Below are 16,468 nucleotides of genomic sequence, written 5' to 3' on the forward strand. Positions count from 1 at the left end.
ATTTCTACTAATTACTGAGAAAGGATATTTCAACTATGCGATTTACTATCTACAAGAAATTATTACTCGGTTTTTTTATAGTTATTTTAGTACTCGTTACAACAATCGGCTTAAATATAAAACAGCTTGATTCTGTAAATAAGACATATCGTACATTACTGGAGGAACAAACTACTAAATCTATAAGTATTCAGGAATTACGGGTGATTGCAAAACAGGAAATTGTCAGCATGCGAGGTTACCTACTACTTGGAGACAAACAAAACTTTCAAAGTAATCAAGCCTCACGCGAAGAATTCAAACAAAAATCAGAAGAATTAATGGCTACTTTAGATTCAGAAAAATCAATTAAGCTGCTTGAAGCTATTAATAAAAGTGAGCAAAATGTTCAAGAATTTGCAGATCGTATGTTTGAGTTAAAAGCTGCTGGCGAAACAGAGAAGTACGAAAAATTGGATAGTACTCAAGGACGCTTAATTATTAAACAATTCGATGAACGTGTTGAAAACCTTTCTAATTATCAAAATGAATATGTAGAAGGTAAAATGGCTGCTACATCCAATCAAATTCAAGATATCAAGCTCCAAATGATGCTTCTTGGGGTCTTTGCAGTTGTCATAAGTCTGATAATTGCTATGGTAGTTGGTAGTCTAATGTCTCGTCCAATTAACGGTATGGCTAAGGCTGCGAAAAAAATAGCTGAGGGTGACTTAACAGCTGAACAAATTCGTATAAAGAACCGTGATGAAGTGGGTGATTTAGCGCTTGCGTTTAATCAAATGGCTACAAATTTAAAGGATTTAATTACGAATGTGCGCCAAAACACTGTACAAGTAAGTGGTTCTGCTGCTGAGTTAACAGCTAGTGCAGAGCAAACTATCCAGGCTACAGAACAAATCACTTCTTCTATTCAAGAGGTTGCTAGTGGCTCAGAGGCTCAAGGGAAAAACGCAACTGAAAGCTCAGAAGCAATGAAAAACATGACAAAGGGTATCCAACAATTAGCTTCTACTACTGCTGCTGTTTCTGAACTGGCAATCGAAACAAATTCAGAGGCTAAGAAAGGGAATGATTCATTACATCGTGTTATCTCTCAGATGACAACAATCAACACGGCTGTTTTAGAGTCAGCAAGTGTTGTTAAAAATCTAGACGGGCACTCCATTGAAATTGGCAATATCATTGGTATTATTACTGATATTGCAGAACAAACAAATTTATTAGCACTTAATGCTGCAATTGAAGCAGCCCGTGCAGGCGATCATGGACGCGGCTTTGCAGTCGTAGCAGATGAAGTGAAAAAGTTAGCAGAGCAATCAAAAAAATCCGCTGAGCAAATCGCTACCTTGATTTCTGAAATACAGCAGGATACAAACCGTGCTGTTACGGTAATGGATACTGGAACGCAAGAGGTTCAAATTGGAATGCAAGTAGTGAAGGTAGCAGAAGAAGGTTTCTCTAAGATTGTTGAGCTGATTGAGCAAGTATCCATGCAAATCCAAGAAGCAACGACTGTTTCAGAGGAAATGTCCTCTAGTGCAGAGCAAATCTATGCTTCCTTTGATGAAATTGCAACTATTGCCCAAATGTCCTCATCTAATTTACAAAATGTTGCATCTGCTTCCGAGGAACAATTAGCTACTATCGAAGAAGTAGCAGCTTCAGCTGCAACACTTTCAAATATGGCAGAAGAACTTCACACGCAAGTCTCTCGCTTTAAGGTAGAATAAAAGACTGCTCGTTTTCTTTAGGCTTATAGTCTCTAGAAAATGAGCAGCTTTTTCATGTTTTATGTATTTCTATTTGCTATGTTTCCGCTGTACTTTTCGCTAAACATCTCAAGCATCTCAATTACAGCTGCTTCCTCGCTCACAACCTGTAAAGAGGCCATTTCACGAACCTGATGCCCTCCTACACAGACACTTTCCTTAGCTTTCAAAAACATGGAAGCATCGTTTGCATCGTTGCCAAAGGCGATAAACTTCCCTGCCTCAACACCCAATTTAGATAAGCCATTCCACTTGTCGATGCCATAAGGGCTTATATCCACAATATTTTCTGATGTATGCTCATATAGACAAACAGGAAGCTTTTGTAGCTCAGATAATACAGCATCAAGATAATCTCCAGGAAATAAAACAACTTTCACTATGTCTCTAATATCCTCTAAGGCTACCTTTTTAGCTGCTTTTAAAGGGTCTATATTTTTGTAAATTGGATGATCCTCACTATCTGTATAAGCATAATCCCAATGACTATCTACTAGATATGGTAATTGAAAAGTTGTGATAACCTGGCGAATGGCCTCAGCTACTTCTGTAGTAAATGCTGTTACCTCAATTGCTTCACCATCGAGCAGTAAATGCACCATTCCCACCTATCATTGGATATTTTCGCATCGATTCCGGTAATACAGGTAGTAGATCCCGTATCGGTCTGGCTGAGGCAAAAATGACTTCATGTCCAAGCCGTCTACATGCCTCCAAAGCATTTGTGATCTCTTCACTTAATGGCTTACCTTTAAAACAAATAGTACCATCTAAATCAAAGACAAATTTCATGATTTTCCTACCTTTCATAGGGTAACTCTCCATATCATTATCTCCCAGAAAAATACATTTATTAGTGTTTCAACTACATTTCACTAAATATCAAATTTTTAATAAGGTAGTTAATACTTAAGACAGAATTAAATAAATTTTTAGAATATTATTGACATGAAGTTAATATCCAAGTAATATAGCTTTCAACAACACATTGCAGGCCAAGATTGGAAATAGTAAAAGTGTTTGTGTACTTGTAGAGAGCCGATGGTTGGTGTAAATCGGTAGGCACACATTTTGAACTCGTCCATGAGCTACTCCCTGAACTTTTTAGTAAGGGATGTCGGTTTCCCCCGTTAACAGGATAGACAGTGATAGCTGTCGATAAGGGGACTTTTTCTATAAAGAGAAGGTCAATTAGAGTGGTACCGCGAGCATAAACTCGTCTCTATTTTTAAATAGAGACGGGTTTTTTATTTTTTTAATGACTTATTGGCCTAAGTGTAGATTTTAGATACTAATCACTAAAAAGGAGTGTTTGAAAATGGGAAGAAAAATTTGGGTGTTTGATACAACTTTACGTGATGGCGAACAGGTGCCTGGAGCAAAGCTAAATCTTTATGAAAAAGTAGAGATCGCTCAGCAGCTGAAAAAATTAGGTGTCGATATTATTGAAGCTGGATTCCCCGCTTCCTCTCAAGGTGATTTTGATGCCGTCAAAGCTGTAGCTGAAAAGGTTGGCAATACAAACGACATTATGATTACAGCATTAGCACGTGCTGTAAAGGCTGACATTGATGCCGTCTATAATGCTGTGAAGTATGCTCAAAACCCGATGATTCACATGGTACTAGGAACCTCTGATATTCATGTGGAGAAAAAATTCAGCAAGTCAAAAGATCAAATTTTACAAATAGGCGTGGATGCTGTGAAATACGCTAAAACATTATTGCCGCAAGTTCAATATTCCACAGAGGATGCCTCTCGTTCTGACTTTGAATATCTTTGGAAAACAATTGAAGCTGTTATGAGAGCTGGCGCAACGATGATTAACGTTCCTGATACGGTTGGCTTTGCAGAGCCAGAGGAATTTGGAGAAATGATTTTTAAATTAAATGACCGTATGAAAAACTTAGATGATAGCGTTCTTTTAAGCGTTCATTGTCACAATGATCTTGGAATGGCAACGGCTAATACGCTAGCTGCAATTAAAAATGGTGCAGATAAGGTAGAGTGTACAATCAATGGTATCGGTGAACGCGCAGGTAATGCTGCATTAGAAGAAGTTGTCATGGCACTTAAAACTCGTAGCTCCGTCTACAATGCAGAAACACGTATTAATACAAAAGAAATTATGAATACTTCACGTCTTGTTTCTAGCTTTATGGGCTTAGATGTACAGGTCAATAAAGCCATTACAGGAGATAATGCATTTGCCCATTCTTCTGGTATTCACCAAGATGGTTTGTTAAAATCGCGTGATGCTTATGAAATCGTCCATCCTGAGGATGTAGGTCTTGATGATATGGAGCTAGTACTAACAGCTCGATCTGGTCGCCATGCAGTGAAAAATGCTCTTGAAAAATTAGGTTTTACTAATCTTTCAACAGAGGAATTTGAAGGTATTTTCGAAGGATTCTTAAAGCTAGCCGATGCGAAGAAAGAAGTATATGATCACGATTTATATGTTATTGTTGAAAGCTATTATGAAAAACATGATGCCAATAATAAAAATGCTACACATTATAGTGAGCAATTCTTTGATTTTGATGATCTACAAGTCGTCAGCAATACAAGCTTCCCTTCAGCAAGTGTTAAGGTTCGAAAAGGCGGCGAAGTATTTAAAGCTAGTGCAGTAGGCTCTGGTCCAATTGATGCCCTCTATTCAGCCATTGCAGAAATTACAAATATGGATGTAAAACTAGTGGAATATAATATCAATAGTGTTTCACGAGGCAAAGAGGCTTTAGGTAAAGTAAAAATTACGATTGAGCATGAAGGCGAAAAGTATATTGCAAAAGCAGCAGATACAGATATTCTTAAGGCAAGTGCATTAGCCTATATTAATGCGATTAATAGCATTGTAGTGACAAAATTAACACCTGTTATGAATTAAATGAAAATAGCAAAGCAGTATGGCTCTTGCGCCATACTGCTTTTTCAATCCTAGTGACTATCCCTAACTAGTTTTTGATATTCCTCATCGATTCGTTCGATATCAAGACGTTCAAATAATGGTGTCACCTCTCGAATGACTTTAGGGAGATCTACCTGCTCATGCCACATCATTTCATTTATACCTAACATATTTCTTACTTTCTTTGCTGAAAACGGTAAGAAAGGATGCAGCAGCTGTCCTAAATTCGCAATGATATAGACGCAAGTTGCTAATGTACGATTACCTGCCTCTATGTTTTCTTTTACCTGTAGCCATGGCTGTTGTTCATCAAAATAACGATTAGCACCGCGAATATACTCAAAAATGGATTCTAACGCCTGCTTGAAATGACCACCTTCGATAAGAACACCCGCTTCATTAAACAATTGTACGGTTTGTTTTCGAATGTCGCTATCCACCTCCGCTTGTGGCACCTGACAAGCAAATGATTTCTCAATAAACTTCAATGTACGGTTTACAAAATTTCCATAGGCTCCGAGTAGTTCGCCATTATGGCTATAAATAAATTCCCGCCATGAAAAATCAGTATCACGATTTTCTGGCGCATTCATCGTTAAGAAATAACGAATAGAGTCCGCATCATAACGGCTTAAAATATAAGGAACCCATACAGCCCAATTCTGACTAGTAGATAATTTGCGTTTTTCTAATGTTAAATACTCATTAGATACGATATGGGTAGGCAATGCCTTGGATCCAATTCCCATTAAAATGGCTGGCCAAATAACTGTATGGAATGGAATATTATCCTTCCCATGTACATAGTATGAAATGGTCTCTTCATTCCATAAATCTTCAATAGCTATTTGATGCTCTTTTGCCCATTCCAAGCTTGCTGTTAAGTACCCTGCTACAGCTTCAATCCATACATATATTTTTTTCCCTTCAAAACCTGGCACTGGAACATCTATGCCATTCGGTAAATCTCTTGTTACCGCTCGGTCAGGAACTCCCTCTGCCAAGTATCGCTCCGTTAACCCTAAAGCATTGTCACGCCAACGTTTCTCGGCTTTCGCTTGTGCTAAATAAGACTCCAACCTTCCTTGAAATTGACTAAAGGTAAAATAAAAGTGCTCAGTTTCTCGAATAACAGGTTCGTTCCCACATATTTTGCAGCGCTTATCAATTAAATCCAATGGGTCTAAAATTTCTGAGCAGTTATCACATTGATCTCCCCTTGCTTTCGCTCCACAATTTGGACAGAGCCCCTCGACAAATCGATCTGGTAGAAATTGTTTATCCGTCTCACAGTAAGCCTGTTCAATTTTCTTCTTGTATAAGAAATTATTAGCCAGTAGCTGTAAGAAAAGGGCCTTAACGGATTCATGGTGGTGCTCCGCATCCGTTCTTGTGTACAAATCATAGGTAAATCCTAAATCATGAAAGCATCTAGTAAACTCCTCATGATAGTGATTAGCTATAGCTTCTGTCGTTGTATTTTCTTGGGCGGCACGAATAGAAATGGGTGTACCATTACAATCACTGCCTGATACATATAAAACCTGCTCACCTTTTTGTCGGTAATATCTAGCCAAAATATCACCTGGTAATAATGCGGCAACATGCCCTAAATGCAAAGAGCCATTTGCATACGGCCAAGCGCCTCCAATAACAATTGTCATTCTAAATTGCTCCCCTCACAGAAAAAATAGTAAAAAAAAATCGCCCTAATCAAATCTGATTAGGACGAGTATACCCGTGTTACCACCTATATTTACAAATAGCTCACGCTATTTGCCTCTATCAGTACGTCTTCACTCAAAAAAGAGATACTGCTGCTGTTGTAACGAGTGCCCATCTCGTCGTAATCTACTGGCTAAAAAGCTTTCGGTACGAAGCTCAAAGGTCATTTTCAAAAGGGTTCATTTACCTCATTTCCACCAACAGAGGCTCTCTATAAAATGCTAATCCAATTTACTTTTCCTTCTCAATGCTTTTTCTATAGGATTGGCATTATTTTACGCCTTCTTGTGAGGAAATGCAATGTTTGTCGCTAAATCATCCCTTTTTTTGATACACTTTCTTAAGTTAATCGAATGTAACCTTTAGCAAATCAGTTAAATCATCAATTACTATATCTGCTTTTTCTAACTCCTTATCTTGTGCAAAGTCAAAGCGAACACCTATTGATAGTAATTGATTGTCCTGTGCAGCTTGGATATCCGAAGAACGATCTCCTACCACTGCTCCATAATCAATTTTATTTTCATCTACAACTCTTTTGACCAGATCCGATTTATGCCCACTTGCAATTGCTTGAATGCTATAGATTCCCTTTATAAAACGCTCCAACTGATAGGTTTCGACGATTGCTTGTAAATAGTCAACCTGTCCATTACTCGCTATGTATAACGGATAATTCTCTGACAATGTTGCAAGGGTTTGTTCAGCGTTTGGATACAAAGCACCTTTATGTCCACGTATTTGCTCAATCAGCTTTACATGGAATAATACATTGCTCTCTTCTCGTATCTCTAAAGCATGCATAGGACATAATGTTTCCCACACAACAGGTAAAGGAACCCCCATTATTTCTCTATATTTTTCTATAGGTGTTTCTCCCTGCCACAAGCCGTTTGTCCGCAGCACATCAAATGTTGCGTCGAGCGCAGGCTCTAAAATAAGATTGGTTTGAAATAATGTTCCGTCCATATCAAAAATAAACGCTTTATTCATAAAATCTCTCCTTAATTAGTTATCAAAAAACACCATATGCTGCTTTTCTTGCTTATAATAATCCAAACGATCTTGCAAAGTTCCTGTATGAAATTCAAATTTATGACCATCAGGATCTGTAAAGTAAATTGATTTTTTATCCTTTTCATCTCTTGGCCGACCTGCTAAAATATTGACCTTTAGCTGCACCAATCTGTCATACACCTTATCAAAGTCATCCTCAGCGATTGTGAAAGCAATGTGTGTATAGGAATGATGGATGTCATTACGGGGTATATCCTTTTCTACATTCAGAGCTAGCCACAGCCCATTTACATCAAAATAGGCTGTGCTGTTCCCCTTTACTAGCAACTTGGCATCGAATACTTTTTCATAAAATGTGATGGATTCCTCTAAATTAGAAACTGAAAACAATAAATGATTGATGTTTTGAATTGTCATGGCTGTGCTCCTATTGATTATTTCTTCCCCTTTTTCATTCCCTTGGCTATTTGCTTCCACTTGCGTTGCTCCTCAAGTTTTGCTTGCGTATTTGTTTTGCGCTCCATATAAGCCAATTCTCTTTGCAGCTTAAAATAGCTTTGTAGACGATATTGGTCCAAGTCCCCATCTACTATAGCTTGCTGCACAGCACAATAAGGCTCTTTTTGATGTGTACAATCACGATATCGACAAGCCGTTGCTAGTTCCTCAATATCTTGAAAGCTAGAAGCTAAACTATCCCCTTGATCCCACAATTGAAGCTCACGCATCCCTGGCGTATCAATTAGACAGCCGCCAGCAGGCAATACTACTAGCTCTCGATGGGTTGTTGTATGTCGTCCCTTGGCATCATCCTCACGTATACCCGCTACTTTCATCAGTATCTCACCACATAAAGCATTTGTTAATGTGGATTTCCCTGCTCCAGAAGACCCCAATAATGCCCCCGTCACCCCCTCTGTGAATAGCGCTTGAATTTCCTTTAGACCTTCGCCTGAAAGAGCACTCGTTACGAAGATATCCACACCAAAGGCTACAGACTCCACTTCTTGTACTAAGCTCGAAACATCCTCGCATAAATCAGCTTTTGTCAGGACAATAATGGGCTTTGCACCTGAATCCCAAGCAGCCACTAAATATCTCTCCAAACGTCGAACATTAAAATCTGCGTTCAAGCTCATAACAAGTAACACAATATCGACATTTGATGCGACAATCTGTTCTTGAATTTCCGTTCCTGCAACTTTACGTGAAAATACAGATTTTCGTTGGAATAGCTGATGAATAATTGCTCGTTCCTCACCAGGCATTTTCTCCACTAGCACCCAATCACCAACTGCTGGATAGTCCTCCCTCGCTAAAGATGTATACGCATAATGACCAGCAATTGTCGCAAGCCATTCTCCCTCTTCAGCTAACACCCGATAAGAATGCTTATGCTCTAAAGTAACCCTTGCAGGCACACAATTTTTTAATTTAGCCTGTTTTTTCATTTCTATCATTTGCTCTTCAAAATATGTTGTAAAACCTAATGTTGTTAAATTCAATTTATTTTCCTCCTAAACGTATGATGCCTCAGCGAAAATAGTTGTCATCCGCAAGAGGCCCTATCGCAATTCACCTTTTGGAACTACAATAAAAAACCTTGTAGCTGCAATTCGGCAGTTACAAGGTTTCACAGGCACGTTTAAAAGATACACAAATACCCCGAGTTATGGCACGGCGTCACTTTGTATATTTTAGGCGTGTGAAATTGAACAAACCGAATTGCAGTTCGCTAATTACAGATCTATTCATCATGTCACATCACCTACTTTCCATTTAGTTGTTATCAATATAGCTAAATTTTCAGAAATTGTCAATTACAATATTATAAGCATTTATTCCAATCATCCACGCATACAATGAACAAAACCATTAAATGCGAGGAGATGTTGGATTGCCTAAAATCATTTCAATTAGCACATATCAACCACCTTACACATTACAGCAAGATAACGCAGAGGAACTAACGAAAGAGCTTTTTTATGCAAAAATTCCAAAACTAGAGCGCTACTTAAAGGTTTTTGAAAATGGTGGCATCAACACACGCCATTTTTGTGTGCCAGCTGAATGGCATCGTACGAATCACTCCTTTGAAGAACGTAATAATTTATATATTGAGTTAGCTACACAATACAGCGTAAATGTCATTCAAGCATGTTTAGCTAATACAGCTTTTTTATCCTCACCTATTCCTACTGAGGACATCGATGCCATCATTTTTGTTAGCAGTACAGGAATTTCAACACCTAGCATTGACGCACGTGTTATGAACAAAATTCCCTTTTCAGATCGACTTAAACGCATTCCTCTATGGGGTCTTGGTTGTGCAGGAGGAGCCGCTGGTATAAGCAGAGCCTATGATTTTTGTAAAGCCCATCCATATGCAAAGGTACTTGTCGTTTGTGTCGAGTTATGTAGCCTCACTTTTCAGCCAAATGATTTTTCTAAAAGTAATTTAATTGGTGCTTCTCTTTTTGCCGATGGTGCAGCATGCATACTTGTTTGTGGGGATGAAGTAGCTATCGCAACAAAAAGGCCAACCCCTAATATTATAGCTACAGGTTCTAAATGGATGCCAGATTCGGAAAATGTAATGGGTTGGGATGTGAAAAACAACGGGTTTCATGTCGTTTTCCAAAAAAGTATTCCTTCTATTATTACCAATTGGCTTGGACCTTTCATTGAGCAATTTTTAATGGCACAAGGACTGTATAGCGAACAATTGACTCATTTTATTGCGCATCCTGGAGGAAAAAAGGTATTAAAAGCTTATGAAGATACACTTTATCTATCTCCCCAAAAAACCGACATTTCTCGGGAAATATTGAGACGACATGGTAATATGTCATCACCAACAGTGTTATACGTATTAGAGCAGTTTATGTTAAATGAAGGACAAGTGGAGGATACAGGCTTGCTCGTAGCTCTTGGCCCTGGTTTTTGTGCAGAAGCTGTATTATTAAACTGGAGGGAGTAACATGATCTTCTATTTTATTTTTATCCTTGTCGTTCTACAAAGATTGACAGAAGTTGTCATTGCCAAGCGCAATGAGAAATGGATGCTTTCACAAGGAGCCTATGAAGTAGGTGCTTCACACTACCCCTATATGGTAGCCATGCATATTAGCTTTTTTCTGTTTTTAATAGTGGAAATCGTCACAAACAACAATGGTATCTCGCCCTTATTTCCGTTATTTTTTATATTATTTTTAGCAGTGCAGGCTTTGCGGATCTGGTGTATTCGCTCTTTAGGCACTTTTTGGAATACAAAAATCCTCATTTTACCTGACGCACAAGTTGTTCGTAAAGGGCCATATGAATATATGCGCCACCCCAATTATGCGGTAGTTTGTTTAGAAATCCTTTTGCTACCACTCATGTTTCAGGCTTACTTTACAGCATTTTGTTTTACATTACTCAATATTACAATGCTTTCTGTCCGAATACCTATAGAAGAAAAAGCATTACGAGATGCTACTAATTATAATCGTGTATTTCAAAAGAAGATTTCGGAGTCTTAGCCGAAATCTTCTTTTCTTCTTTATTGCCATTCCCAGTTAAAGGGATCTTGTAGACGTTCCCAAGGGTTCTGAAACTCTTCATTTGTTAACAGACAGTTGTCCAACTGTTTAGTGATGTCTTCTCGATCTAGATCAATGCCAATAATCACAAGTTGTGTCATTCGATCTCCGAACTCTTCATCCCAATCTTCCAATACTTCAGGGCTTTGCTGGAATACATCCTGCTGCTGGGCTTGAGAAAGTGCCGCTACCCAATAAGAGACTGGTTCAATTTTTGCAGATGACCCCGCTTGCGATAATAATAGCGCAACTTCCTGATGTCTTGCACTCCAAATAATACCCTTCGCTCGTACTATTGAATCTGGCATGTGATCACACCACTCAACAAAGCGCATCGGATGAAACGGTCTTTTGCGTTTATAGGTAAAAGAAGAGATCCCGTACTCCTCAGTCTCTGGTGTATGGTTTTCATGACCAAGCTCCAACTCCTTTAACCAACCAGCCGATTCAGAGACACGTTCAAAGTCAAAGCGCCCCGTATTTAAAATTTCAACTGGATCAATAACACCATTTGTTGTACGTATAAGTTTTGCCTCAGGCTGTAATGCACGTAAAATACGTTCTAATCGCTCAAGCTCCTCTGCGGATACTAAATCGCACTTATTTAAAATAAGGACATCACAAAATTCAATTTGATCAATAAGAAGGTCTGCAACATCACGCTCATCTAATTCACCAACAGCTTCCTTCCTCTCCAATAAGCTTTCCCCAGACTGAAAATCATGCCAAAAACGATGGGCATCTACGACAGTAACCATTGTATCTAATCGACAAAACTTCGTTAAATCAATGCCAAGCTCCTCGTCTAAATAACTAAATGTTTGTGCAACTGGAATCGGCTCACTAATCCCTGTCGATTCAATCAAAATGTAATCAATATTGCCTAGCTTCGAAAGACGTTCCACCTCCTGCAATAGATCCTCTCGTAATGTACAGCAAATACAACCATTCGATAGCTCCACAAATTTCTCTTCTGTACGTGATATACCGCTACCATTTGCGATAAGCTCCGCATCAATATTAATTTCACTCATATCATTCACAATAACAGCGACACGTAAATCCTTTTTGTTTTGCAATACATGATTCATCATTGTTGTCTTACCAGAACCTAAATATCCACTCAATACTGTAACAGGAATTTTCTTTGTCATTCTTACAACTCCTCAAATCGTAATCATTACCATTTACAATTTGTAATTAAATCATATTACTTTGGAAAATGCAAAGCTTTTTATTACTAGTGAAATTAAACTTGACAATATCCAGCGAGAAATATATTGTTTAAATCGTAATAATTACTATTTAAAAGGAGGCCCTTCAATGCGTGTACAAGTAACACTAGCCTGTACTGAAACAGGTGATAAAAACTATATTACTACTAAAAATAAACGTAATAATCCCGAAAGATTGGAGCTTAAAAAGTACTCTCCTCGCCTGAAACGTGTAACCCTGCATAGAGAAACAAAGTAATATTGGAATGGGGATCAAGATGATATCTTCTGGAGCGGATCTAACCTGTTTTGGAGCGGTGCCTTCTACTATGTGAGTGGCAGGAGCGTCTTCCTCTATGAGCGGTTGGACCCTTCTTAGAAGATTCCTATTCGAAGCAATAAAAAATGACTGTTTCAAAGGCATACTTTTGAAACAGTCATGATGAAATTTCCCCAGCTAAAGCTGCTCACTATTGATTTCTAACGCTAGTTCATTCAATTTCTGATCTAATTCATCGAGCATACGTAATCTAAAATCTATTTGTTCATCAATATTAATCCCTTGTTTCATTGATATGCCATTATCCTTAGATTGTTTTTTTACTGCATCTAATTCATTGGATAGTCTCTCAATTTCTAGATTTTTCGTCTCTAACTCCCTTAATAAATGTCGATGAAGGCTGTCCGACTCTACTTTCTCTCTATGGTATTTTTCTAGTTTCTCTATAATATTCTCCATTTGTTTACCTGCTATGATTGTATAGTCACTTAATTTTTTATCTATGCTTTCAATTATAGATCTTTCATTTGTATTGATCGTAGCTTCCTTTGATGCTTGAATATTGTCCATCAATGACTTATTTTCAGCTCGTAATTCTGCCAATTCCTTTAATAAAGCCTCAATGGATGCAATTTGTTTTTTTCTTTGCGCTTCTCTTTTCTGAATTTGTTCATCGTAAGCTTGTAATTCCTTATCAAAGTCTCTTTTCAACTTTAGTAGCTCCATCGAAAGATCTTTTTTATGCCTTGTTAATTGAACATTTTCTCTTTCAAGTCGAAGAACCAAAGCGTAATAATCACTATCTCTAAGTCTTTTCACCTCATTTTTGTACTTAGCTAACTCGGCCCTTAAAAAAATAATCATTTGTTGGAGCTGTATTGGATCATTGTTTTTCACAATCTCATTGTCCATCATCACACCCCCTAGCCTGAATATCTTTTTAGTAAATCGACCACCTCTTCAAACTGCTCTCTACTTTCCTCTAGTAATTCATCCAGCTGCTTCATCCACTTTCCTTCTAATTGTGGATTCTCTAGTTGTTCAACATGACTCTTTTCACCTGTAACAAGATAGGCAATTAATAGCTGTAATGTGCTTTTTTCAAGAAATGCAAAGCTATTATCTTGTTCATTACGACGACTTAGCTGTTCCTTCACTAATTGCTGAATTACACTACCAAACTCTTGTTTTTCGTTGTCACCCATTGTCTTCCTCCTGTGTTTGGCCCATTCCATTTAGATTTATAGGATTTAAAACTACAACACCTTCTGTGAGCTGATCGCAATATGTAAAACCCATAATCGTCCCTGAATATGATAAATTATGGGACCATTTTATTTGAAAATTGGTAAATGAAATGGTTTCATTCGGTTCGATTATTGATTTACCAACCGGTCTCAGCCAATATTCTTCTTTGCTTGATTTGTCATTAAAGCGCTCCCACTGACTCTGCCCCTGTGTCTTAAAATTGGGCGTGAAATTTTCATGAACATATCTCCCCGAAAAGTAAAACGGTGACTCCTTGGGTATTGTTATACACAGAGATGGGTTCGTGATGGCTGCACTTCCAATATTACGAATATGATAAGAGCCTAAACATAAACTCTCTTGCTCAGGATCATAGGAAATATTTAATGAAGTTGTAAAATAACTGATGAGGTTAATCCTATTCGGAATTGCTAATCCCTCAACCAACCTTTTAATATCATGAACATAGGCATTTGTTTGTTCTTTTAGTGCCTGTATTTTGTCTTCAATACGATCTGTCACTTTAAACCTCCTTATTATTTCCATTAAAAAAAGAGAGGATTACCCTCTCTTCCATAGTATGACTTTCTTCTTTTTGTTATCACAATTAACCAACAGTTGGGAAAATAACTGGGCATTGTTGTGGACGAACCGCAGTTGGACATGAGAATGGTAAGTCTGCTCTTGGTTCGCAGAAAGTTGCTAAAAATTCCACTGTAACTGGGAATGTAGATTGAATACTTTGACAAACAGCAACAGTAATTGTTAACGCAGAGAACGTGATTGTACCTGCTGCAGCACCTGTTCCAACACTAAGTGTTCCTGTTGTACAAACGAAGCAATCTAAATCTGTGTATAAAATTTCAACGTCTGTTCCCTTAGGTGCACATAATGTCACTTGCTCACAGCGAGAAACTGGAATATTATTGCTTGTGAAAACAGTACCATTAGGTAAAGTAACGACAATTGTTAGAATGAAGTTCTTTTGAACATTTAGATGTTGCAGACAAACAGTTGATCCATCAATAGAGAATTGGCGATTCTCACGGTTCAGAATCACAATTGGATTTGTAGTTGCTGGAATTACTCGACAAGTAACAATAGCACCTGTTAAGTCAGTAGTTGCTGTAACACCTGGGAATGTAATTGGTCCAGTAGGTGAAATATCAAACGACATTTCTTTTACAATCCAGTCGTATACCTTATCAACATTTATACAGATTAGTTCCTGCGCCTGGGATGGCATATGCTCTTGCATCCTTTTGACACCTCCATAAAATTTTTATCTTTCGTTTGTAGCATATGTTTTTCAGCTATAAGTGCATGGGCTAACAAATAGTTACATTGGATATTTATTAAAATCAATCAAGATTTGTTTTCATACACTTCTCTCATTAACGATACGAATCAAAATGTTGAAAGAACCGTTATATTTGTAACAGAAAGTCAATATTTTTAATAAACTAATAATGGACTGAAAGGGGTGAACTACAATGGAAGAGTCAAAATTGTATACCACTCAAGAAATTGAAAATTTAAAGCAAAAAATTGAATCTTATAGAGAATCGTTAACCTCGTTAAAAACGGGGAATTCAATTGAAGATTTCCTTTATATGAAGCAGGAGTTTGATGGACTAAAAACACAGATGGCCCATTTAGAAGGGATCACAGAGACATTGGATACTAAACAAAATTCATATATAAAAGGTTACGACGATCAAATTAGGGTTCTTTCAACACAGCTTGAGTCTTTGAATCAAACCATTGAAGGAATGAACCAAGAGATTTTATCAATTTTAAACAAACTATTGCCAGTTAAAGGAAATGATACAAAAACCGTACCTCCCTCCATTGACATGCCTGCTCAAACTTATCCTAATCTTTTACCTAGACAACCTAGAATGACCCAAACCGCAGATCAAACTACAATTACATCAGCACAACCTTCTTATAGACTATTACAAAGTGTGGCAGGAAAAGCCAAAAACCACCAACCTAATGTAAACATCGGGGGTCCCTCTCCTCAGAATGGTCTACCGGAAACTAAACCTGAAGAACGGCATTTTAATCAGCAATATTTCCAATCAATCAATACACACCCCAGCCAAATATACAATGGTTTATACAGAAACACGACAGTTGAATCCACCTTCCATTTTAAAAATGCCATGGATGCAAAGGAAGTTCCAGTAAGTGTTTATGATCCATCTGCCGTACAGCCAGCTTCAAGCGAGGAAAACATCGAGAATGATACTTTACAATCTTCTATTGTTAATGAATCAGATAGCACTAAAACTGAAACATTCAATAATCCTGCGGAGGTTGTAAAAACTGAGAATGAGCATAACAATCTGGAGAAGCCCATTGTAATTAATGACTCGATAGAACAAGTTATCTTAGAGCAACCTAGCGAGCCTGTTAGTCAAGACATTGAAGCAATAGCTAGTGAGCCTCTCAACCAAATCATTGCAGAGACAGTAGCAGAACCTGCAGATATAGATCATTCTCCTTCATTGGAAACAGAAGAAGAATATGTTGAAGTGTATCATGCTGATGCAACCTATGAGGTTCATCCGTCCTTTGATGAAGAGATCATGCAGCTTGAACCTGTAAACAAGCCGATTGAGGAAGAACCTAAAAAAGGAAAAAACTCATTTTTCGATTTCTTTAAAAGATGGAGTTAACATTTTCTTAAACATCCACTATGTCAAAACATACAT

Annotated in this window: 15 protein-coding genes, 1 pseudogene and 2 other annotated features; of the genes and pseudogenes, 6 read left to right on the plus strand and 10 right to left on the minus strand. The window is 37.8% G+C overall.

Features of this window, described 5'->3' with window-relative positions:
• The first annotated feature begins 35 nt into the window (after nucleotides 1-35).
• Complete coding sequence (locus CD31_RS17530) at nucleotides 36-1,730, plus strand: methyl-accepting chemotaxis protein (RefSeq protein WP_036079514.1); 1,695 nt, start codon at nucleotides 36-38, stop codon at nucleotides 1,728-1,730.
• 59 nt (nucleotides 1,731-1,789) lie between these two features.
• Here CD31_RS17530 and CD31_RS17535 read toward each other — a convergent pair.
• A pseudogene (locus tag CD31_RS17535) lies at nucleotides 1,790-2,561 on the minus strand (HAD-IIB family hydrolase).
• Nucleotides 2,562-2,757: 196 nt separating this feature from the next.
• Nucleotides 2,758-2,996: a binding site (T-box leader), on the plus strand.
• Between the two features lie 91 nt (nucleotides 2,997-3,087).
• Here CD31_RS17535 and CD31_RS17540 point away from each other — a divergent pair.
• Nucleotides 3,088-4,659, plus strand: a complete 1,572-nt coding sequence (locus tag CD31_RS17540; RefSeq protein WP_036079516.1) for a 2-isopropylmalate synthase — start codon at nucleotides 3,088-3,090, stop codon at nucleotides 4,657-4,659.
• Nucleotides 4,660-4,709: 50 nt separating this feature from the next.
• Here CD31_RS17540 and metG read toward each other — a convergent pair whose 3' ends face one another.
• The 4 genes from metG to rsgA form a co-directional block, all read right to left on the minus strand.
• Nucleotides 4,710-6,344, minus strand: a complete 1,635-nt coding sequence (gene metG, locus CD31_RS17545) for a methionine--tRNA ligase (protein ID WP_036079518.1) — start codon at nucleotides 6,342-6,344, stop codon at nucleotides 4,710-4,712.
• Nucleotides 6,345-6,401: 57 nt separating this feature from the next.
• Nucleotides 6,402-6,662: a binding site (T-box leader), on the minus strand.
• 88 nt (nucleotides 6,663-6,750) lie between these two features.
• Nucleotides 6,751-7,398, minus strand: a complete 648-nt coding sequence (locus CD31_RS17550) for an HAD hydrolase-like protein (RefSeq protein ID WP_036079520.1) — start codon at nucleotides 7,396-7,398, stop codon at nucleotides 6,751-6,753.
• 15 nt (nucleotides 7,399-7,413) lie between these two features.
• Nucleotides 7,414-7,839, minus strand: coding sequence for a FosM family fosfomycin resistance protein (gene fosM / locus CD31_RS17555; protein ID WP_036079808.1), 426 nt, complete (start codon nucleotides 7,837-7,839; stop codon nucleotides 7,414-7,416).
• A gap of 17 nt (nucleotides 7,840-7,856) precedes the next feature.
• Entirely contained in the window at nucleotides 7,857-8,927 is a 1,071-nt protein-coding gene (gene rsgA, locus CD31_RS17560; protein WP_036079522.1) for a ribosome small subunit-dependent GTPase A, read from the minus strand.
• Between the two features lie 392 nt (nucleotides 8,928-9,319).
• Here rsgA and CD31_RS17565 point away from each other — a divergent pair, with 392 nt between their 5' ends.
• Nucleotides 9,320-10,402 (plus strand): type III polyketide synthase, encoded by a 1,083-nt coding sequence (locus tag CD31_RS17565; RefSeq protein WP_036079524.1) that lies wholly within the window; start codon nucleotides 9,320-9,322, stop codon nucleotides 10,400-10,402.
• Between the two features lies 1 nt (nucleotide 10,403).
• Nucleotides 10,404-10,946: an isoprenylcysteine carboxyl methyltransferase family protein gene (locus tag CD31_RS17570; protein ID WP_036079526.1), complete on the plus strand. Its 543-nt coding sequence runs from the start codon at nucleotides 10,404-10,406 to the stop codon at nucleotides 10,944-10,946.
• Between the two features lie 20 nt (nucleotides 10,947-10,966).
• Here the strand turns inward: CD31_RS17570 and CD31_RS17575 are convergent, their stop codons facing one another.
• The gene (locus CD31_RS17575) at nucleotides 10,967-12,160 is read right to left on the minus strand and encodes a GTP-binding protein (RefSeq protein ID WP_036079527.1); all 1,194 of its coding nucleotides are present in this window, start codon (nucleotides 12,158-12,160) and stop codon (nucleotides 10,967-10,969) included.
• A gap of 169 nt (nucleotides 12,161-12,329) precedes the next feature.
• Between CD31_RS17575 and rpmG the strand changes: the two genes are divergently transcribed.
• The gene (rpmG, locus tag CD31_RS17580) at nucleotides 12,330-12,479 is read left to right on the plus strand and encodes a 50S ribosomal protein L33 (protein WP_004231780.1); all 150 of its coding nucleotides are present in this window, start codon (nucleotides 12,330-12,332) and stop codon (nucleotides 12,477-12,479) included.
• A gap of 198 nt (nucleotides 12,480-12,677) precedes the next feature.
• Here the strand turns inward: rpmG and CD31_RS17585 are convergent, their stop codons facing one another.
• The 4 genes from CD31_RS17585 to CD31_RS17600 all read right to left on the minus strand — a co-directional run bounded on the left by CD31_RS17585 (nucleotide 12,678) and on the right by CD31_RS17600 (nucleotide 15,006).
• Nucleotides 12,678-13,412: a hypothetical protein gene (locus CD31_RS17585; RefSeq protein WP_036079529.1), complete on the minus strand. Its 735-nt coding sequence runs from the start codon at nucleotides 13,410-13,412 to the stop codon at nucleotides 12,678-12,680.
• A gap of 11 nt (nucleotides 13,413-13,423) precedes the next feature.
• A complete protein-coding gene (locus CD31_RS17590) occupies nucleotides 13,424-13,705 on the minus strand; it encodes a hypothetical protein (protein ID WP_016993047.1) in 282 nt (93 codons plus the stop codon).
• Nucleotides 13,698-14,270, minus strand: a complete 573-nt coding sequence (locus tag CD31_RS17595; protein ID WP_036079532.1) for a hypothetical protein — start codon at nucleotides 14,268-14,270, stop codon at nucleotides 13,698-13,700. The genes CD31_RS17590 and CD31_RS17595 overlap by 8 nt, the downstream gene beginning before the upstream one ends.
• 85 nt (nucleotides 14,271-14,355) lie before the next feature.
• Complete coding sequence (locus CD31_RS17600; protein ID WP_004231775.1) at nucleotides 14,356-15,006, minus strand: BMQ_0737 family morphogenetic spore coat protein; 651 nt, start codon at nucleotides 15,004-15,006, stop codon at nucleotides 14,356-14,358.
• 235 nt (nucleotides 15,007-15,241) lie between these two features.
• On the opposite strand from CD31_RS17600, the gene CD31_RS17605 reads away from it, so the two are divergent.
• The gene (locus CD31_RS17605; RefSeq protein WP_036079534.1) at nucleotides 15,242-16,432 is read left to right on the plus strand and encodes a hypothetical protein; all 1,191 of its coding nucleotides are present in this window, start codon (nucleotides 15,242-15,244) and stop codon (nucleotides 16,430-16,432) included.
• The last annotated feature ends 36 nt before the right edge of the window (nucleotides 16,433-16,468 follow it).

Source organism: Lysinibacillus boronitolerans JCM 21713 = 10a = NBRC 103108 (genome assembly GCF_000772935.1).
In the GTDB taxonomy this organism is placed as follows: Bacteria; Bacillota; Bacilli; order Bacillales_A; family Planococcaceae; genus Lysinibacillus; species Lysinibacillus boronitolerans.